The organism is Sphingomonas sp. BK235 (genome assembly GCF_004345855.1).
GTDB lineage: Bacteria > Pseudomonadota > Alphaproteobacteria > Sphingomonadales > Sphingomonadaceae > Sphingomonas.
The window spans coordinates 1-19823 of the sequence record NZ_SLXN01000016.1 but is presented as its reverse complement, the minus strand read 5'-3'; the positions used below and the strand labels follow the sequence as shown (position 1 = coordinate 19823).

14 protein-coding genes are annotated in these 19823 nt (G+C 74.7%); 2 read left to right on the top strand and 12 right to left on the bottom strand.

The window, feature by feature from the left end:
• The 11 genes from EV292_RS21800 to EV292_RS21750 all read right to left on the bottom strand — a co-directional run bounded on the left by EV292_RS21800 (position 1) and on the right by EV292_RS21750 (position 13460).
• Complete coding sequence (locus EV292_RS21800) at positions 1-1935, bottom strand: M61 family metallopeptidase (RefSeq protein WP_207913546.1); 1935 nt, start codon at positions 1933-1935, stop codon at positions 1-3.
• Between the two features lie 101 nt (positions 1936-2036).
• Positions 2037-3773 (bottom strand): hypothetical protein, encoded by a 1737-nt coding sequence (locus EV292_RS21795; RefSeq protein WP_132911379.1) that lies wholly within the window; start codon positions 3771-3773, stop codon positions 2037-2039.
• 13 nt (positions 3774-3786) lie between these two features.
• Complete coding sequence (locus EV292_RS21790; RefSeq protein WP_132911378.1) at positions 3787-4161, bottom strand: response regulator; 375 nt, start codon at positions 4159-4161, stop codon at positions 3787-3789.
• A 13-nt stretch (positions 4162-4174) separates the two neighbouring features.
• Complete coding sequence (locus EV292_RS21785; protein WP_132911377.1) at positions 4175-4426, bottom strand: hypothetical protein; 252 nt, start codon at positions 4424-4426, stop codon at positions 4175-4177.
• On the bottom strand, positions 4426-6801 hold the full coding sequence (locus EV292_RS21780; protein ID WP_132911376.1) for a chemotaxis protein CheA: 2376 nt from the start codon (positions 6799-6801) through the stop codon (positions 4426-4428). Before EV292_RS21780 ends, EV292_RS21785 begins: the two co-directional genes overlap by 1 nt.
• The gene (locus tag EV292_RS21775) at positions 6798-7178 is read right to left on the bottom strand and encodes a response regulator (RefSeq protein WP_132911406.1); all 381 of its coding nucleotides are present in this window, start codon (positions 7176-7178) and stop codon (positions 6798-6800) included. The genes EV292_RS21780 and EV292_RS21775 overlap by 4 nt, the downstream gene beginning before the upstream one ends.
• Positions 7179-7182: 4 nt before the next feature.
• Positions 7183-8079 (bottom strand): protein-glutamate O-methyltransferase CheR, encoded by an 897-nt coding sequence (locus EV292_RS21770; RefSeq protein ID WP_243693913.1) that lies wholly within the window; start codon positions 8077-8079, stop codon positions 7183-7185.
• Positions 8076-8687 carry a HEAT repeat domain-containing protein gene (locus tag EV292_RS21765; RefSeq protein WP_132911375.1) on the bottom strand — a complete coding sequence of 204 codons (612 nt, stop codon included), beginning with the start codon at positions 8685-8687 and terminating at the stop codon, positions 8076-8078. The genes EV292_RS21770 and EV292_RS21765 overlap by 4 nt, the downstream gene beginning before the upstream one ends.
• Positions 8678-9784: a chemotaxis-specific protein-glutamate methyltransferase CheB gene (gene cheB, locus EV292_RS21760; protein WP_132911374.1), complete on the bottom strand. Its 1107-nt coding sequence runs from the start codon at positions 9782-9784 to the stop codon at positions 8678-8680. Before cheB ends, EV292_RS21765 begins: the two co-directional genes overlap by 10 nt.
• A gap of 6 nt (positions 9785-9790) precedes the next feature.
• Positions 9791-11491: a chemotaxis protein CheW gene (locus EV292_RS21755; protein ID WP_132911373.1), complete on the bottom strand. Its 1701-nt coding sequence runs from the start codon at positions 11489-11491 to the stop codon at positions 9791-9793.
• A gap of 28 nt (positions 11492-11519) precedes the next feature.
• Positions 11520-13460 (bottom strand): methyl-accepting chemotaxis protein, encoded by a 1941-nt coding sequence (locus tag EV292_RS21750; RefSeq protein WP_132911372.1) that lies wholly within the window; start codon positions 13458-13460, stop codon positions 11520-11522.
• A 437-nt stretch (positions 13461-13897) separates the two neighbouring features.
• Between EV292_RS21750 and EV292_RS21745 the strand changes: the two genes are divergently transcribed.
• Positions 13898-15916 (top strand): ATP-binding protein, encoded by a 2019-nt coding sequence (locus tag EV292_RS21745; RefSeq protein ID WP_132911371.1) that lies wholly within the window; start codon positions 13898-13900, stop codon positions 15914-15916.
• A 19-nt stretch (positions 15917-15935) separates the two neighbouring features.
• Positions 15936-17021, top strand: coding sequence for a heparan-alpha-glucosaminide N-acetyltransferase domain-containing protein (locus tag EV292_RS21740; protein ID WP_132911370.1), 1086 nt, complete (start codon positions 15936-15938; stop codon positions 17019-17021).
• Between the two features lie 61 nt (positions 17022-17082).
• Here the strand turns inward: EV292_RS21740 and EV292_RS21735 are convergent, their stop codons facing one another.
• Positions 17083-19521 (bottom strand): DUF5703 domain-containing protein, encoded by a 2439-nt coding sequence (locus tag EV292_RS21735; RefSeq protein ID WP_132911369.1) that lies wholly within the window; start codon positions 19519-19521, stop codon positions 17083-17085.
• Positions 19522-19823: the final 302 nt, after the last annotated feature.

Genomic DNA, 19823 nt, shown 5'->3' with positions numbered 1-19823 from the left:
TCACCGCGGCGCGAGCAGCGCGGCGAGCCCGTCGGGGCGGTCGGCGATACGCTCCAGCCGCGGGTAGCGCAGCGGGCCGGCATAGCCGAGCACCACGTCGCGGCGGCGTCCGTCCTGCTCCACCGTCAGCGCGACCGCGCGCGTCGCCGAGCCGCGCACCGCCGCGAGCAGCGCCGCGCCGGTGAAGGGCGCGGCATGGACCGCGACGAGGCGCACGCCCGGGCGCAGCCCCGCGCGGAAGGCGGCGCCGTCCCACGCCACCGCGCGGACCCGGCCGTCGGCGCGCGCGGTCAGGCCGATCGAATAGGTCAGGTCGGTCACGCCCTGCTCCTCCTCGTTGGCGCGGAAGGCGGCGCCGGGCGTGTCCGCGAAGCCGAGCCGCCAGCCGTGGCGCTCGAGCCCGGCGAGCGTGTCGACTTCCTCATGCCCGTCGACCCAGCGGCGCAGGAAGCCCGCCCAGTCGCCCGGCGCGACCGCGTCGAGCGTGCGGCACAGCTCGGCGAGATCATAGGGGCGCGCCGGCGTGGCCGGCCCCGCCCCGGCGAAGAAGCGTCGCGCGACATCGTCGATCCCGCGCCGCCCGCCGCTGCGCGCGCGCAGCTCGGCGTCGACCGCGAGCCACAGCAGCACGCCCTCCGAATAATAATCGCGGCGCCGCTGCCAGTCGCGCCACGCCACCGGCTGGCGGAGCATGAAGGCGGGGTAATGGACGTCGTCCGACAGCGCGCGCCACGCCCGCCCCGGGCGCGCCGCGATCTCGGCCGCCTCGAGCGCGAGCCGGTCGCGCAGCTCCGCCGGGGTGAACTGACCCGCGCGCGTCGCCAGCACGCGCCCCCAGAATTCGGTCTGGCCCTCGTAGACCCACAACAAGGTGCCCGCGACCGGCACGTTGGGCGTGGGCGCCCACAGGTCCGCGGGGACGCGGTGGAAGCCGTTCCAGGCGTGGACGATCTCGTGCGCGATCAGGTCGCGGAACAGGATCTGGCCGGGCCAGTCGGCGAAATGCGTCGAGGCCAGCACGTTCTCGCTCGAGGCGCGATGCTCGGTCCCCCCCGACGAGCCGTCGTCGCTGAGCTGCGCGAGGATCTCGTAGCGCGCGAACGGCGCGGTGCCGAACACCGCGCGCAGCTGCGTCACCAGCGCGCGCAGCTCGGCCAGCCGCGCGGGCGGTACGGCGAGGTCGCCCGCGCGCGCCGCGACCAGGTCGAGCGTCACCGCCTCCGCGCCGCCGGCGAGCGGGAGGCGCGCGGTGTGGCGCCCCGCCAGCACGGGCGAATCGAGCAGCGTCTCCAGCGTGGTCGGCGCGAAGGCGAGCGGCGCCGCGTCGTCCGCTCCTGCGGTCGGCGCGGGTGTCAGCGCGGTGAAGGCGCGCAGCCCGGCGGGCAGCCGCAGCCGCGCCGCGACGCGGAGGTCGCGCGCGTAATAGCCGGCCGGATAGAGTACCAGCCGCTGCCACGGCACCGACACCATGTCGGGGCCGAGCAACGTCTCGCCCGCGACCATCTGGAAGCGGACGTCGACCGCGGTGGCGCCGCGCGGCAGGTCGAGGTGGAAGGCGTGCGGCTCATAGGGGTCGCGCCGCCACGCGACGCGCCGCCCCGCCGCGCTGACCTCCAGCCCCGCCAGATCGGTGACGGTGAGGCTCGGCCCATGGCTGGCCGGCTCCCAGCGCGGGTAGAGCAGGGTCATCGCCGCGCCGCGCTGGACCGGGATGCGCTGGCGCACGGTGAACAGCCGGCGCGCGACGTCGCTGGCGTCGACGTCGAGCGCGATCTCGCCGGCGAAGGCGCGGTCGACCGGGGCGGGGACGGTCGTCGCCGGCGCGACATAGACCGGGCCGGGGGTGGAGCGCGCCGCGGCGCCGTCCCCGGCGCGGGTCGCGGCCGGCGCGGCCAGCGCGAGCGCGAGCGCCATCGCCCGATCGAAGCGGAACACCGGCCTGATACCTCCCCCGTCCTGCAGTGAAGCGGCCGCATAGGCGCGCGCGCCTCAGCGCGCCAGCGCCGCGTGTCGCGAAGGCCGCGCGCGGGGAGCGCTCAGAACAGCCCGTCCTCCTCCACCGGCGCGACGGGCGCGTCCGCCATGCCGGGCAGCAGGAAGGTGGCGTGGACCGCGCGCTCCGCCGCCATCGTGTAGCTGCCCGCCACCTGCGCCAGCAATGTGCGCAGCAGCGCGTCCGCCGCCTCGGGCAGCGCGTCGGCGGCGCGCGCGCCCGCGGCACCGAGCCGGACGCCGATCGCCGCCACCTCGTCCGCCAGCGCGAGCGGGCGCTCCAGCGTCGCGTTCGCCGCGGCCAGCTCGGCGATCAGCGCGTGCGCCTCGCGCGCGCCGTCGCGGACGCCGCGCTCGCTGGCGGCGCAGCCCGCGCGGATCACCTCGGCGGCGAGCGCGAGCCGGTCCCCCGCCGCGCCGCCCGCGCGCCGCTGCGCCGCCGCGATCGCCGCGCCGCCCGCGGACACCGCCGCCATCGCGGTGGTGATCGCCGCGCTGGCGCGGTCGAGCTGCGTCGCGCAGGCGCCCACCTCCACCGCGACCACCGCCACCGCGCGCCCCATCGTCCCGAAGCGGCGGCACAGCAGCCGCGTGTTGACCGCGATGTCGCCGACGTCGCGGCGGATCAGCCGCAGCCCGTCGCAGCGCGCGCCGAGCCCGTCGAGCGCGTCGGTGGCGAGCCGCACCAGCAGCTCGGTGTCGCGGTCGGCGTCGTGCAGCCGCGCGGTCAGCGCGCTCACCGCGGCGATGTCGCGGTCCAGCTCGGCGAGCGCGACCGCCCCGTCGCCGTCCGCCCCGTCGCCTTCTGCGCCGTCCCCTTCCGCGCCATCCCCTTCCGCCGTGGCGCCGATCAGCGCGAGCAGCCGCCCGGTCTCGTCGCCGATCGCGCGCAGCGCCGCGGCCAGCCGCGCCGCGCCCTCGGCGAACTCGGCCGCCAGCGCCTGGGTCTGCGCCGCGGCGAGCGCGCGCAGATGCGCCGCGACCGCGGCGTCGCCCGCCGCCTCCGCCAGCGCGAGCGTGGCGACGACATGCTCGATCCGCTGGCGCGTGCTGTCGCCGACCTGCAGCGCGTTGAGCGCGCTGGCGACGCGCTGCGCCACGCTGCGCGCCGCCGCGGCCAGCTCGGTCGCGCCGTGGCGCAGCGCGGCGCGATAGCGGTCGAGCGCGGCGGCGTCCTGCTCGAGCCGGTCGGGCACCGCGGGGACGACCCTGGCGCCCTCGGCGAGCAGCCGCGCCGAGGCGTCATGGCCGCGCGCCAGCCCGCGCTCCAGCGTCGCCAGCTCGGCGAGGATATGCGCGATATGCTGCTCGCCGAGGTGGAGCCGGTGGCGCATGCCGTCGACGAACTCGACGAACACCGGCTCGCCCGAGGCGGCGATCTTGATGTTGGGCGCGTAGATCTCGAGCAGCCGCAGCGTGTCGCGCATGTCGAGCACGCGCGCGCGGATCACCGCCAGCTCGCGCGCGATCGCGCCCAGCTCGGCGTCGCGCGTCGCCTGCGTGTCGGCCAGCCCGGTCAGCCGCCGGGCCACCGCGCGCAGGTCGTCGACCGCGGCGACCGCGGCCTCGGCGTCGATCGCGCGGGTGACGCCCTCGAGCGCGGCGACGACGCGCTGCACCGCGCCGACCGCGCTCGCCAGCATCTGCCCGGCGGCGAGGAAATGATGGTCGAGCTCGCCCGCCAGCGCGGCGAGCGCGTCGGCGGGGGGAGGGGGGGTGGCGGGGAAGTCGGCGGGGGGGTCGGCGCCGGGCGGCGGCGCCTCGATCACGGCGTGGAACATGGCGGCGCCGCGATCAGGCCGAGGGCACCAGCTTGCGGACGATCCGCAGCAGCGCCTCGCTCTCGACCGGCTTGGTCAGCCAGCCGGTCGCCCCCGCCGATTTGGCGAGGTCGCGCATGTCCTGCGCCGATTCGGTGGTGAGCAGCACGATCGGGGTGAAGCCCAGCCCGGGCAGCTGGCGCGCGGCGCGGACCAGGTCCACCCCGTTGAGCGCGCCCATGTTGAGGTCGGTCAGGATCATCGCGGGGCGCAGCCCGTCGCCGAGCAGCGCGAGCGCCTGCTCGCCGCTCTCGGCCTTGTGGACGGTCAGCGCGGTCGCGCCCAGCATGATCTCGATGCTCATCAGCATCGAGGGGGAATCGTCGACGATCAGGATCGTGTCGGCCATTGATAACTCCGTGTCAGTCGGTCTCGGGATCGGGGGCGCGGGTGAGCGCGGGGAGCAGCGGCGCCAGCGCCGCGGGCGCGGCGCCGTGCAGCGGCGGGCGGAAGGCGAGCAGCACCTGCACCAGCGCGCCGTGGAGCGCGGTGCAGCGCGCGAGCGCGACGCTCGCGCCCGGCCGTTCGGCGAGAAAGGCGACCAGCCCCAGCGCCTCCTCGACGGTGCAGCATTCCTCCAGATGCGCGCGCTTGCGCGTGTAGCGGATCGGCATCACAGCAGCTCCTTGAGGTCGAGGATCAGCAGCACGCGCCCGTCGCCCAGCAGCGTCGTGCCGCAATAGCCCGGCACCGCGGCGAGGATGCCGTCCATCGGGGTGAGGATCACGTCCATGCCCTCGCGGAAATCGTCGATCACCAGCCCGACGGTCTCGTCGCCGACGCGGCACACCAGCACCGCCTCGCCGCGCTCGTCCGCGGCGCGCGCCGCCGCCTCGGCACCGAGCCGGCGCGCCATCCGCACCAGCGGCACGATCGCGTCGCGCAGCACGAACACCTCGTCGCGCCCGACGCGCCGGATCGCGTCGGCGCGCAGCCGCACGGTCTGGACCACGAGGTCCATCGGGATGCCGTAGAGGCTGCCCGCGATCTCCACCACCATCACGCGCGTCACCGCCATGCTGAGCGGCAGCGTCAGCCGCGTGGTGGTGCCGCGCCCGATCTGCGACTGGACCGAGACGCGCCCGCCCAGTTTGTGGACGGTGCTGAGCACCACGTCCATGCCGACGCCGCGCCCCGACAGGTCCGACACCGTCGCCGCGGTGGAGAAACCGGGGCGGTAGATCAGGTTGAGCGCCTCCTGGTCGCTCAGCCGGTCGGCGACGTCGCGCGTCACCATCGCCTTGGCCACCGCGGCGTCGCGGATCGCGGCGGGGTCGATGCCGCGGCCGTCGTCGCTGACCTCGACGATCACGCTGTCGGTGTCCTGGAAGGCGCGCAGCCGCAGCGTCGCGGCGGCGGGCTTGCCCGCGGCGACGCGCGCGTCGGCGGGCTCGATGCCGTGGTCGAGCGAGTTGCGCACGACATGGAGCAGCGGGTCGCCCAATGCCTCGACGATCGTCTTGTCGGCGGCGGTGTCCTGCCCCTCGACCACCAGCTCGACCTGCTTGTCGAGCCGCCGCCCGAGATCGCGCACCAGCCGCGGGAAGCGGTCGAAGATCTCGGCCACGGGCAGCATGCGGACCTGCATGACCGCGCCCTGCAATTCCTGCGTCAGCCGGTCGATGACGGCATATTGTTCCTTGATCTCGCGCGCCATCTCGCGCGAGCCGTGGATCTGCTCGGCGCGGCGCGCGAGAAAGGGCAGCGCGTTCTTGGAGACGACCAGCTCGCCGATCAGCGTCATCAGCGCGTCGATCCTGGCCTGGTCGACGCGCAGCGTCCGCGGCGTCGCCGGGGCGGCGGCCGGTGCCGGCGCGCCGTCGCCCGCGTCCGGTCCGCGTCGCGGCGTCGCGGGCAGGGGGGGCGCCGCGGGCAGGGGGGGCGGGGCGGCCAGCGCGGCGGCGGGGCGCGCGGGCTCGGCCTCGGCGAGCGGGTCGAGCGTGGCGAGAAAGGCGCACAGCGGCGCGACGTCGCGCTTCGCCGCCGCCTCCGCCAGCACCGCCTGCCACGATTCGCCGAGCAGGTCGTGGTCGAGGCTGCGCAGCAGATTGGCGATCACCACCGCGATCGAGCTCAGCCGTACCGGATCGTGGCCATAGGTCTCGAGCAGCCGCAGCTGCGTCGTCACCAGCGCGCGCACCGGCGAGGCGTCGGGCGCGGGCGCGCCGTCCGGCGCCGCGGCGGCACCGGCGGGCACCGTCTCCGCCGGCGCGGCCGGATCGGGGGGAGACAGCAGCCGCAGCGCGCATTGGTCGAGCTCATAGACCATCGCCTCCTCCACCGCGGCGCGCGGCGCCACGGTCAGCGCGGTGAGGCACAGGTTGCACTGATAGGGGTCGAAATCGGCGCCCGGCTGCCACGGTTCGCGCGGCGCGACCGCGAGCGCGACCAGCCCCGGCAGCTGGAGCATCGCGGCGACCGGGTCGGTGCCGGTGTAGAAACAGCCGGGCTCGGGCGTGTAGCGCAGCACCAGCACGGCTTCGCCGGCGTCGCGCCGCGCGGTCGCGTCCGCCAGCGCCGCGGCGTCGAAGCCCGCCAGCCAGTCGGCGGGGGCGGCGCGCGGCGCGGCGTCGGGCGCGTCCATCCCCGCGCCGTCGCGCGGCGCGCCGAGATGCGCGCGCAGCACCGCCACGCCCTGCGCCGCGACGCGCTCCGCCTCGGGGCCGAGCCGGCCGTCGCGCGCGAGCTGGTCGACGAAGGCCGCGACCTGGTCGAAACTGTCGAGCAGCTCGTCCACCACCGCGCCGTCGAGCGCGAAGGTGCCCGCGCGCACCGCGGCGAGCAGGTCCTCGCCGGCATGGACCAGCCGCGTCAGCGCGGGCGCGTCGAACAGCCCCGACGAACCCTTGAGCGTGTGGACCGCGCGGAACACCGCGTTGATCGCGGCGTCGTCGCCCGGGGTGCGCTCCAGCACCAGCAGCCCCGCCGCGGCGGACTGGAGCAGCTCGCGCGCCTCCTCGACGAAGCGCGTCAGCAACAGGTCGCTCATGCCGCCACTCCCGTCATCAGCGCGGCATAATGGCGCAGCGCGGCGGGGGCGGCGGGCTTGACCAGATACAGGTTGGCGCCCGCCTCCAGCGCGCGCTGCGCGTCGGCGCCCGCCGCCTCGGTGCTGATCGTGACGATCGGCACCGCGCGCCCCGCCGGGTCGCCGCGCAGCCGCTCGATCAGCGCATAGCCGTCCATCTTGGGCATGTTAACGTCGACCACGAGCAGGTCGAACCGCTCCACCAGCGCGCGCTCGAGCCCCTCGAGCCCGTTGGCCGCCTCGTCCACCGCGAAGCCCGCGGCCTCGAACACCGAGCGGTAATAGAGGCGCGTCGTCATGCCGTCGTCGACGACGAGGATGCGCTTGCCGTGGGTCATCGGCTCAATCATGGTCGGCGGGCCTTTGATACAGGATGGTGTCGCCGAAGCGGCGCGGGGCGAACAGCGACGAGATCCGGCTCATGCTCTCGGAATGGCCGAGGCAGATCACCCCGCCCGGGCGCAGGCTGTCGTAGAGCGCTTCCACCGCCTGGCGGCGCGAGACCTCGTCGAAATAGATCAGCATGTTGCGACAGAAGATCACGTCCATGTCGCGGTAGCGCCGCATCTGCGCGGCATCGGCGACATTGACCTGGGTGAAGTCGATCGACTCGCGCAGCGCGTCGCAGATGCGCCAGCTCTCGCCCTGCGCGGTGAAGTAGCGCTGGCGCAGCGCGGGCGGCAGGCGGTGGAGCGCGCGCTCGCCATAGAGGCCCGCGCGCGCGTCGGCGAGTGCGCGGCTGTCGATGTCGGAGCCGAGGATCTCGATGTCGTAGCGGTCCGCCAGCGGCCAATGTTCGAGGATCTGGATCGCGATCGAATAGGGTTCGTCACCGGTCGAGCACGGCAGCGACCAGATCCGGATCGGCTCGCCCGGCGCGCGCTCCGCCGCCAGCGCGGGCAGGACGTGGCGCACCAGCGCGCTGAACTGATAGTCCTCGCGATAGAAATAGGTCTCGTTGATGGTCATGGCATTGACCAGCTGCTGCAGCTCGACGCCGTGGAGCTCGAAGCGCAGCATCGTGAAATAATCGCGGAAACTGGCCTGGCCGGTGGCCGCGATACGGTCCTGCAGCCGGCGCTCGGCGAAATAGGCCTTGCTGGTGCCGAACAGGATCCCGGTCTTGCGATAGAAGAAGTCGCAGAATTTGGCGTAATCCTGCGGCGTGATCGGCGCGCGCGGGTCCGCCGCCCGCGCCGCGGGCAGGCGCGGGTCGATCAGCGGGCTGGTCGCGCTCACTGGGCGATCCGCTGGCAGGCGAGCTGTACCGCGAAGGCGAGGAAGCCGTCCTCGGGGAAGCGCGCGGGCAGCGCCGCCAGCGCGGGCAGCGCGCGCGCGTCGCCGATCTCGGCCAGCCCGTCGACCGCGGCGGCGCAGACATTGGGATGCGCGTCGTCGAGCGCCTCCACCAGCCAGCGCGCCGCCTCGGGATGCGGCAGCACGCCGAGCAGGTTGACGGTGAAGATGCGCACGTCGCTGTCGCGGTCGCGCAGCAGCGCGGCGACGTGCGGGGCGACCAGATCGGGCATCAGCGCCAGCGCCTCCAGCGCGGCGTTGCGCTGCGCCGGCGAGCCGTCGCGCAGCAGCGGCAGCAGCGCGGTCACCGCGGCGGGGGCGGCGCGGCGGACCAGCGCCGCCAGCATCGCCTCGCGCACGCTCGGCGCGGGCTCGGCGGCGAGGCGCGCGCACAAGGGCGCGATCCCGTCGGGATGCGCGTCGAGCGCGCGCACCGCGGCGCGGCGCTCGGCCGCGACCGGGCTGGCGAGCTGCGCCACCAGCGCGTCCAGCGCGGGCGCGGCCGCGCTGGCGCGCGCGGGGTCGGGACGGGACGTCTTGATCAGCGCCATGCGGCGGCTCCTGCGGCGGAAAGGGAGGGAGCGGGCGCGCGCGTCATCGCCGCGCGCGCGGGGGCGAGCCAGCGCATCAGCTGCGGCGCGATCGCCGCGGTGGGCAGCACCGCGCTGGCGCCCGCGCGGCGGATCAGCTCCTGCGGCATACCGAACACCGCGGCGCTGCTCTCGTCCTGCGCGATCGTGCGCATGCCGCGGCGGTGCTGCCGCGCCATCGCTTCGGCGCCGTCGTCGCCCATGCCGGTGAGCTGGAGGCCGATCAGCCGCTCGGGCGGCAGCAGCTCGGCGGCGCTCTCCACCAGCCGCGTGACGCTGGGGTGCCAGGCGTGCGCGCCGCCCGCGGGCACCGACAGCGCCACCAGCCCCGCGGCACGACGCGCCACCAGCAGATCGGCGTCGCCGCGCGCGACATAGACGTGGCCGGGACGCAGCGGCGCCGCGCCGCGCACTTCCTCGACGCGCACCGCGCACAGAGCGTCGAGCCGGCGCGCGAACACTCCGGTGAAGCTCGCGGGCATGTGCTGCGCCACCAGCACCGGCCAGGGCAGGGTGGCGGGAAGCGCGGGCAGGATCGTCTCCAGCGCCGCCGGCCCCCCGGTCGACACCCCGACCAGCACCAGGCCGGGCTCGCCGTCGCGGCGCGCCGCGGCCGCTGGCGCGGGCGCGCGCGGGGCGGCGACGGCGTCGCCGCGGCGCTGCACCCGGGCCGTGGCGGCGACGCGCACCTTGGCGAGCAGTTCGGCCGCGACCGCGTCGAGCGACAGCGAGATCGTGCCGTCGGGCTTGCGGACATAATCCACCGCGCCGAGGCTGAGCGCCTGGAGCGTCGCCTCGGCGGCGCGCTCGGTGATCGAGGACACCATGATGACCGGGCGCGGGCTGCCGACCATGATCCGCGACAGGCAGGTGATCCCGTCCATCTCGGGCATGTTGACGTCGAGCGTCACCACCTGCGGGTCGAAGGCGTCGACCTCGGCCAGCGCCTCGACGCCGTTGCGCGCGGTGCGCACGGCATAGCCCGCGCTCTCGAGCAGGTGTGCGAGATGACGGCGCATCAGCGCCGAATCGTCGACGACGAGGATCCGGGTGGCCATGACGGATCAGGCGGCGAGCGCGGCGTCGAGCGACGGCAGCGCCGCCTGTTCCGCGGGATCGACCAGCGCGTCGACGTCGAGCAGCTGGATCATCCGCTGCTGCGCGGGCAGGTTGGCGATGCCGCGCACCACCTTGGCGCGATCGCCGGTGAGCTCGGGCGCGGGCGCGACCGCCGCGGCGGCGATGCGTCCGACCTCGGACACGCTGTCGACGATGAAGCCGACCTGCTGCCCCTGGATCACGAAGACGATGATGCGCTGCCGGTCGGAGCGCGCCGCCTCGGCCAGGCCGAAGCGCCGGCGCTGGTCGATCACGGGCAGCACCGTGCCGCGCAGGTTGATCACGCCCTCGATGAAATCGGGGGTGCGCGGCACGCGGGTGAGCTGCTCGGGCACGCGCACGATCTCGCGCACCGCCTCGACCGGCACGCCATATTCCTCGCCCACCAGGCGGAAGATCACATATTGCGACTCCTCGCCGCGTATCTCGCCCGTCATCGCTGTTTCTCCCTCGTCCCGCGCGCGCGCCTTCTCATCCACGTCGTCGCCGGCACCGGCGCGCCAGGCCGCCAGCTCGGCGGGATCGAACATCGCCTCGGCCGACAGCACCGAGACCAGCCGCCGCCCCTGGTCGAGCCGGCAGATCGAGCGGATCTCGCCGCGCTCCCCCGCCTCGCCGTGCGCCAGCGTCGCGGGCAGCGGCGTGACCGCGGCGCGGTCGACGCGGAGCACCGCCCTGACCTTGTCCATCACCACGCCGACCGCCATCGCGCGCGCGTCGCGCTCGTCGTCGCGCCCGCCCGTGCCGCGCCCAGCCGTGCCGCGCCCGTCCGTGCCGCGCAGCGTCACCACCACCACCTTGTTGGTCTCCGATTGCGCCGCGGCGGGCAGGCCGAAGATCGCGCGCAGCGACACCAGCGGCAGCAGGCGGTCGCGCAGCGTCGTCACCCCCAGCACGTGCGCGGGGACGCCGGGCACCTGGGTGATCGCCGACGGAAGCTGGACGATCTCCTGCACCTCGGCGATCGGGAAGGCATATTCCTGCGCGTCCACCTCGAAGCTGACGAGCTGGTCCTCGTCCGCCGCGGCGGCATCGGCCGCCCCGGTCGCGACGACCGCCCCCGCCCCCGCGCCGTCGTCGCGCGCGGTCGCGGTCGCGCCGGCCGCGAGCGCGGCGAAGGTGCGCCCCACCGCGGTGGCGACGTCGAGCACCATCACCACGCCGCCGGCCTCGTCCTTGATCACCCCGGTCAGCAGCGCGCCGTCGACCGCGGCGCGCAGCTGGTCGACCGGCTCGAGCCGCGCGCGCTCGACCGAGACGACATTGGCGACGCGGTCCACCATCAGCCCGACCGGCTGGCCGTGATCGAGCACGACGACGCGGCTCGCCTCGTCCGCGTCGACCGCGGGCAGCCCCGACAGATGGCGCAGGTCGAGCACGGGCAGCACCCCGCCGCGCAGGTTGGCGAGCCCGAGCAAAGCGGGCGGGCTGAGCGGCATCCGCACCATGTCGGGGACGCGGATGATCTCGCGCACCTGCGCGAGCGGCGCGGCGAACCGTTCCTCGGCGCAGTGGAAGATCACGAACTGGCACAGGTCGCGCGCGGCCTCGGCGGCATCGGGCGACGTGCCCGCGGCGGGAGGTGCGGCGGGGAGCGGCGCGGGCAGCGCCGGCGGTGCGGGCGTGTCGGGGCGGGGCTCGGTCATGCGATGGTCCTTCACCGGGAGGGGGGCGTCAGGCGGCCTGGAGCTCGTCGGCGAGCGAGGCGATCTCCTCGATCGCGGCGGCGAGCTGCTCGGCACCGCGCGACTGCTCGGCCGCGGCGTCGCTCGCCTCGCCCGCGGCGCGCAGCGCCTGCTGCGCCGCCGCGGCGATCTGCCCGACCGCGACGTTGCTCTCGCCCAGCACCGCCGTGATCCGGTCGGTCGCGCCCGAGATCTCGTGGTTGCCGCGCACCACCGCGCCGACGTCGAGCGCGATCCGGTCGAGCCCCGCGGCGATGGCGACGCCCTTGTCGACCTCGCTCGCGGCGGTGTCGGCGATCTCGCGCAGGTCGGTGCGGACCACCGCGATCGTGTCCTGGATCGTCTTCACCGTGTCCTTGATCCGCTCGGCATTCTCGGCCGAATCGCGCGCCAGGTTGCGGATGTCGGTGGACACCACCGCGAAGCCCTTGCCGAACTCGCCCGCGCGCGCCGCCTCGACCGAGCCGCTCACCGCGAGCATGTTGGTCTGGATCGACACGGTGGTGATCGCGTCGACGATCTTGTCGATGCGGCGGCTGACCTGTTCCAGCGCGGCGATCTGGTCGCGGCTGTCGCGCCCCGCGCTGACCGAGGCGGCGACGCCCTGCATCATCGCGTCGATCCGCGCCTTGTTGTCGCGCAGCAGCGCGGCGATCTGTTCGCCGCGCTCGGCGCCCTGGCTGGTCTGTTCGGACGCGGTCTGCGCGTTGCCCGATAGCCGGCCGATCGCGGCGGAGGATTGCTCGGTCGCGGCGGCCGCCTGCTGCGCGCCGCGGCTGATCTGCTCCAGCGCGGTGGCGACCTGCGTCGAGGCGCGGCTGATCTCCTCCACCGCGCTCGACAATTCCTCCGCCGCGGAGGCGACCTCCTCCGCGCTCTTGGCGATGTTGCTGCTGTTCTTGAGCTCGTCGGCGAGCTGGCCGAGCTCGTGCGCGGCCTGCTCGCTCTGCGCCAGCGCCTGCGCCTGCTGCTCGATCGTGTGGCTGGTCTCCTGGCACGCTGCGCTCTGTTGCTCGGCCGCGGCGGCGATCAGCTCGGCGCCCTTGAGCGCCTCGCCGGCGGCATGGACCGCGTCCTCGGCGTCGCTCGCGATCGCGGTGCAGCCGGTCATGATCGTCGCCATGTCGGCGCGGATCTGCTCCAGCCCGGCGACCACCGCCGCGCCCTTGGCGGCCTCGTCGCGCGCGGTGCTGGCCGAGGTGCCGATCCCTTCCGCGACGACGCGGACGTCCTGCTGGACCTGCGCGATCAGCTCCTGGATGTCGCGCGCGGACTTCTCGCTCGTCTCGGCGAGCGTGCGCACCTCGTCGGCGACCACCGCGAAGCCCTTGCCGTGCTGGCCCGCGCGGGCCGCCTCGATCGCTGCGTTGAGCGCGAGCAGGTTGGTCTGGTCGGCGATATGCGCCACCGCCTTGACCACTTCGCCGATCGCCATTGCCTGGCGGTCGAGCTCCTCCACCAGCGCGACCGAGCCGGCCTGGCGCTCCGCCGCGCGCGCCACCGCGTCGATCGAGCCGCCGACCTCGGCGGTGGTCTGCGCGATCAGGTCGGACAGATTCTGCGTCAGCACAGCCGAGCCGTCGGCGCGCTGACGCACGTCGCGCAGCAGCTCGGACGCGTTGGTCATCGCGCGCATCGTCTGCTGCGCCGCGGCCGAGGCCTGTTCGGCGCCGACGCTGATCTGCTCGGCGGCCTTGCGCAGCTCGTCCGCCGCGCTCGACGCCTCGGCGATCCCGCTCGACAGTTCGGCGGTGGCAGAGGCGAGCCGCTCCGACCCCTTCTGCTGGCGCGCGAAGGTGCGCGCCTTGCGCTTCTCGGCCTCGGCGGTGAGGCGGACGCTGTTGGTCATCAGCGCGCCGCCGCGCGCGCCGCCCGCCTCCGGCGCGGAGGGGCCGCGGGCGGCGATACTGCTCTTCTTGGCGAGGGCCATGGGGTTCTCCGAAGTTCGTGGTGAGCAATCGATTGCATCGTAGATCGTATATACTTGTTTAAAGCCCGAGCAAAACGCGCGGAAGACAAGGAAATAATTGAATCGGGCTTGATATTTTTTAGAAAAGATCGTCTTCACTATGCGAGTTAATTGCAACAGAACAAATAGTGAGGAGTGAAGACTTGTCGATAACAACTGAGACTGTCCCTTCAGTCCCTTGAAAAGACGGTCGTATAACTAAATCACCATTATGGGTTCTGGACGCGACTCGCCCATGTTCAGGCAGTTGCGCGATCGGCTGAGTCGGGACGGGGTCGGGTCGCGGCGCGGCGTCAGGCGCCGCTCCCGCGCGTGCGACGCGACCTACGTTTACATTCAAGCTCTTATGCGCTTGAAGCAGCGACACCGCAGGGCAGGATGAGGGAGGAGCGGCCCGGATGCGACGCTCGCTGCTTCTCCTGGTGCTCGCCGGGGCCATCCCGATCGTCGCGCTCGGCGGCACGTTCGGCGCGCTGACGCTCCAGAACGAGCGCCGCGCGGTCGAGGCGCAGTCGCGCGCGCACGCCAAATTCCTCGCCGCGCTGGTGGACATGACGCTGCGCAGCAACCTGGAGGCGGTGGCGATGGTGGCGCAGTCGCCCGCGCTCGACGGCGCGCGGCTCGACGAACCTCGCTTCCGCACGCTGGCGGCGCGGATCCGCCGCTATCAGCCCGACTGGCACAGCATCTCGATCGCGACCGCCGCGGGGGAGCGGCTGATCGACCTGCCCGCGCCGCCCGGCCCGGCGCCGCGCGGCCGCGTCGCGGAGCCCGCGAGCCTCGCGCGCGCGGTGGCGACCGGGCGGCCGCAGATCGGCGTCGTGGTGGCGGACACGGGCGGGGCGCGGCAGTTCGCGGTGCGCGCGCCGGTCGAGGCGGTCGGCGGGCCGCGGCTCGTCGTCTCCGCGCTGATCCCCGCGGCGCATCTCGAGCAGCTGCTCCGCGCCGAGGCGCTGCCCGCGGGCTGGACCGCCTCGGTGATCGATGCCGCCGGCACCGCCACCACGGTGCCGCACGCGCCGGCGCGCGCGCGCGGCGCGGGGCCGGCGCCGGTCGAGGTGTGGGCGCCGGTCGCGGCGGCGCGCTGGTCGGTCAAGATCACCACCCCCGCGCAGGCCTTCACCGCGCCGCTGCGCAACGCGGTGCTGCTGCTGGTGGCGGCGGCGCTGCTCTGCCTGCTGCTGCTGGCGCTGCTGGCGCGGATGCTGTGGGTCGAGCTGCGCCAGCTGCGCCGCCAGGAAGAGGCGCAGCGCCACGGCCAGCGGATGGAAGCGCTCGGCCGGCTCACCGGCGGGGTGGCGCACGACGTCAACAATCTGCTGACCCCGATCATGGTCGGGCTCGACCTCATCCGCCGCCGCGCCGCGGACCCGCGCGTCACCGCGCTGGTCGACGCCGCGCTCGCCAGCGCCGAGCGCGCGCGGCTGCTGGTCAGCCGGCTGCTGTCCTTCTCGCGCCAGCAGCCGCTCTCGCCCGCGCCGGTCGAGCTGGGCGCGTTGCTCGACGGCATGGCCGACCTGATCGAGAAATCGCTCACCCCCGCGATCGCGCTGACGGTCACGGTGACGCCGCGTCCCTGCGGCGCGGTGGCAGATCCCGCGCAGCTCGAGCTCGCCATCCTCAACCTGCTGATCAACGCGCGCGACGCGATGCCCGCGGGCGGGGCGGTCACCGTCAGCGTCGCGCCCGCCGCGCCGGGTGACGCCGCGGGGCTGGCGCCGGGCCGCTATGTCGCGGTGACGGTGAGCGACACCGGGCAGGGGATGGACGCGGCGACGCTGGCGCAGGCGGTGGATCCGTTCTTCACCACCAAGCCGGTCGACAAGGGCACCGGGCTCGGGCTGTCGATGGTCCACGGCTTCGCGGCGCAGTCGGGCGGGGCGCTCCGGCTCGCCAGCGCGCCGGGCGCGGGCACGCGCGCGACGATCCTGCTCCCCGCCACCGACGCGCCGCCGCTCGCGCGCGCGCCCGCCGCGCCCCCCGTCGCGCCCCCCGCCACGCCCGTCGCCGCACCGGGGGTCGCCGCGGCGCCCGCGGCGCGCGCGCGCATCCTGCTCGTCGACGATGACGCGCGCGTGCGCACCGCGATCGCCGAGGCGCTGACCGAGCACGGCCATCCGCTCGCCGAGGTCGGCTCGGTCGCGGAGGCGCTGGCGGTGCTCGAGGGCGACGACGCGATCGAGCTGGTCGTCACCGACCTGCTGATGCCCGACCGCCCCGGCACCGAGCTGGTGCGCATCGCGCGCGCGCGCTGGCCCGGGGTGGCGCTGCTGCTCGTCACCGGCCACGCCCCCGACGACGTCGACCTGCCCGCCGACCTGGCGGTGCTGCGCAAGCCGTTCCGCCGCGCCGACCTGCTCGCCGCGGTCGCGGCCGCGCTGGCCGGTGCCGGGCGCGCGCGCCCGATGATTCCCTGAGCCCGGAGGAACGATCGCCATGCGCCTGTTCTCCCTCGACATCCTGCGCGGCGCGACCGTGATCGGGATGATCGTGGTCAATTCCGCCGCGGCGGTCCATTACGGCGCGCACGCCGCGGTGGCGCCGCTGCTGCTCCATGCCAACTGGGACGGGCTGACGCTGGCGGACCTGGTCTTTCCCGGCTTCCTGACGATGGTGGGGGTGGCGATCCCCTTCTCGCTGCGGCGCGAGGTGAGCGCCGGCGCGCGCGGGCGCATCCTCGCGCGCGCGGCGCGGCTGGTGCTGCTCGGCTTCCTGCTCTCCAACCTCCACGTGTTCGCGCAATTCGCGGCGGGGCCGTGGCGGCTGTTCGGGGTGCTCCAGCGGATCGGCCTGGTCTATGCCGCGGCGGCGCTGCTGTACCTGGCGGCGGGGCCGCGCGCGCGGCTGGCGCTCGCGGCGGTGCTGCTGCTCGGTTACTGGCCGCTCGCCGCGCTGCCCCCGCTCGACGGCGGCACGACCGATCTGTGGGTGCGCGGCGACAATTTCATCGCCTCGGTCGACCGGCTGCTGCTCGGCGCGCACCGCTATGTCGCGGGGCCGCAGGGCTATGACCCCGAGGGGCTGCTCGGTACGTTGCCCGCGATCGCGCAGGCGCTGATCGGCGTGGCGATCGGCGAGCGGCTGCGCCGCGGCGCGGGCGCGCGCGACCTCGCCGTGGCGGGCGCGGCGATGCTGGCGGTCGGCGCGGGCTGGGGCCGGCTGTTCCCGATCGTCAAGGACATCTGGTCGAGCCCGTTCGTGCTGGTGACGAGCGGGCTGGTCGCGCTGGCGCTGGCGCTGCTCCACGCCGCGGTCGATCGCGCCGCGGACGGCGCGCCCGCGCCGCCGCGCGGGGCGGCGACGCCGTTCACCGATTTCGGCACCAACGCGATCGCGGCCTATACCCTCCACCAGCTCACCGCGCCCGTGGTGACCTGGGACCTGCTGCTGGTGCCGTTCCGCGCCACCCGCGCGGCATTCGGCGACCCGCTCGCGGCGCTGCTGCCGATCGCGCTGTACCTGCTGCTGCTGTGGTATGCGATGGCGTGGCTGCGCCGCCGCGACTGGGTGGTGCGGATCTGAGCGCGCGCCCGCGTCCGATCCGCGACGCCGGCATTGTGCTCCGGCGCCACGGGATCGGATCCTAGCGCGTCGCCGCGTCGCGCCGCACCCAGTCGGGCAGGATCACGCGCGCCGCCGCGGCGGGCGGCGTCACGTCGAGCCGCGTCAGCACGCCCGCGCGCAGCGACGCGCTCACCACCGTCTCGCGCGGCGCGTGGAGGCGGAAGTCGACGTCCCACGCGCGCGGCCAGGCGGGGAAGAGGTGGAGCGCCTCGCCCGGCGTCTGCAGCAGCATCTCCTGCAACCCGATCATCCCCGCGCCGCCCCAATTATGGTCGGGCACCCAATCGTGCCCCGGCCCCCAGAAGCTGGGATAGCGGCGCGGCGCGTCGTCGAGCTTGCGGGCGGTCAGCCGCGCGGCCTCCTCGGTCAGCCCGAGCCGCGCGCAGAAGATCGCGTCCTGGTGCCAGCTGCGCACGTCCTTCTGCGCCGCGGTGTCGACGCCGTGATGCCAGGTGTCGACCGCGAGCTGGAGGTCGGGTCGCCCGACGCCATATTGGCCGTAGGGAAAGACCGGATAGAGCTGCGGGAGCTCGACGTTCTGGATCCGGTCCCACAGCGCGGCCGGGGCGAGCACGCGATGCCCGTCGCGCTCGCGCGTCGGCAGCGGCGGCACGGTCGCCAGCATCGCGGCGTAGCGCGCGCGCAGCGCCGCGCCGACCAGCCGCTCGGGCAGCGCCAGCAGCGCGCGCAGCACCGCGTTGAGCCCCGCGATCGTCACCGCGGAGTTGAGCGTGTTCTTGTACGTCTCGCAGGCGGTGCCGGGGAATAGCACCAGCCGGCCCGCGGCGTCGAGCTCGCGCCCGGTGACGCGGCGATGCTCACGGCGGTAATGCTGGTCGAAGAAGGTCAGGCAGCTGTCGACGAAGCCCAGGTCGTCCGCGCGATACTGGCCGGTGAAGCGCCCGACCTCGAGCATCATCAGGCAGAATTCGAGCACCGTGTCCCACAGATAATCGACATAGGGACTGTCCTCGACCCCGGGCAGCCGCGCCGCCGCCTTGGTCCAGTCGCGGCGCCAGCCCCATTCCTGGCCGCAGCACAGGCCGAAATTCTCGATCTGCTCGACGAAGCAGGCGCCGTCATGCTCCCAGTACGTGCGCGTGCGCAGCTCGGCGGTGCGGCGCAGCCGGCGATAGAAATCGAGCTGCGGCGCCATCAGCGCGGCGTCGCCGCTCTTGAGCAGCGGCCAATAGACCAGCCGCTGGTTCTGCGCGGTGAACTCGCCCCCGCCCCAGGCGCGATAGTCGGGCGACAGCCGCAGCGCGGGATCGGTGAACTCGGGATCGACGGTGAGATTGCCGCCGTTGAACTTGGTCGGCCAGGCGCCGCGCGCGTTGGTGGCGAGCTGGTGGCGGAAGAGCTGGTAGTTGCGCCCGATGCGCCATTCCTGCCGGTCGGGCTGCGGCGCGCCGGGCGCGATCACGACATGGCTGCGCGCCCAGAAGTCGCGCCACCAGCCGCGGCTGCGCGCGCGCGACGCCGCCGCGCCCGGATCGGCGCGCACCAGCGCGCGCAGCCCCGCGGTCCACGCCGCCGCGTCGCGCGCCTGCGCGACATGGCACCACAGGCGCAGCGCGTGGCGCCGCCGCGGCGTGCGCGAGACCAGCCGCCAGCCGGTGAAGTCGGTGCTGGCATAGCGTCCCGTCACCGTCCCCGCGGCGCGCAGCGCGTCGCCGACCAGCAGCGCGCCGAACCCCAGCCCCGCGAGCGGGTTCCACAATCGGTCGCGCACCGCCTCCAGTCCCTGCTGGCGGACCAGCAGGTCGAACGCGTCGTCACCCTGATTATGGTGGCGGCTCAGCACGCCGCCCGCGGCGAAGCGCGTGACGTCGGCGCGCTGCCGCGGCGTCACCGGCGCACCGTCATAGGCGCGGTGCATCGACATCTCCGCCGGGGTATAATCGCGGTCGCGCGTGCGCCAGCTCTCGAAGGTGGCGGTGAGCGTGACCGGGCGCGCGCTGTCCACCGCGACGCGCACCACCGGCGCGGCGACATCGACCCAGAGCGTCACGCCGACGCCGCCGCAGCGCACCGTCAGCTCGCCGGTCTCGAGCGACAGCTGCTGGCGGAAGTCGGTCGCGCCGGCGAAAGGGGAGGGGTCGAGCCGCAGCCGGACGCGCCCGAGCTTGAGATAGGCGTTGGTCTCGTCGAAGGCGCCGCTGCGCGCGACGTAGAAGAGCAGGTCGTCGCCCTCCACCCAGACGTTGAGCCCGATGTCGCCCGCGCCGCACGGCATCGATTCCCCCGCGTCGCGGCTCGGGCGGTCCCACCGCGGGTCATAGGCGCGCAGCCAGGCGAGCGCGTCGCCGTCGCCGGGTGACGCGTGCGGGTCGGGCGGCGGCGCGGCGCGCGCGTCGCTGGGGGCGGTGGCGAGCGGCGCGGCGGCGAGCTGGCCGATCACCGCGCGACGGTTCGGGCGCGCGCGCCGCGGCGCTGGCGGGGGAGCGGCCGGGTCCATCCGCGGCAGCATAGCGCGGCGCCGGCATAAGTCGCCGGCGTTCTGCGCGACGACCGCTGGCACCGGTTGGGGCGCCCGTCCGCGCCGCCTTCCCGCCGCCTTTACCGCCGCCTCCGTTGATCCGTCATCCCGGACGTGTTCCGGGATCCACCGTGCCGCTCTTCCCGACGCCGGTGCTCCTGCGGGCGCGTGGATCTGAACCCAAGTGGCGGCTTGCTCTTCATCACCGTCATCCCGGCCTCGCGCCGGGATCCATGGTGCCGCGAGAGCAACGCGGGCGGCTCTCGCGGCGCGATGGATCC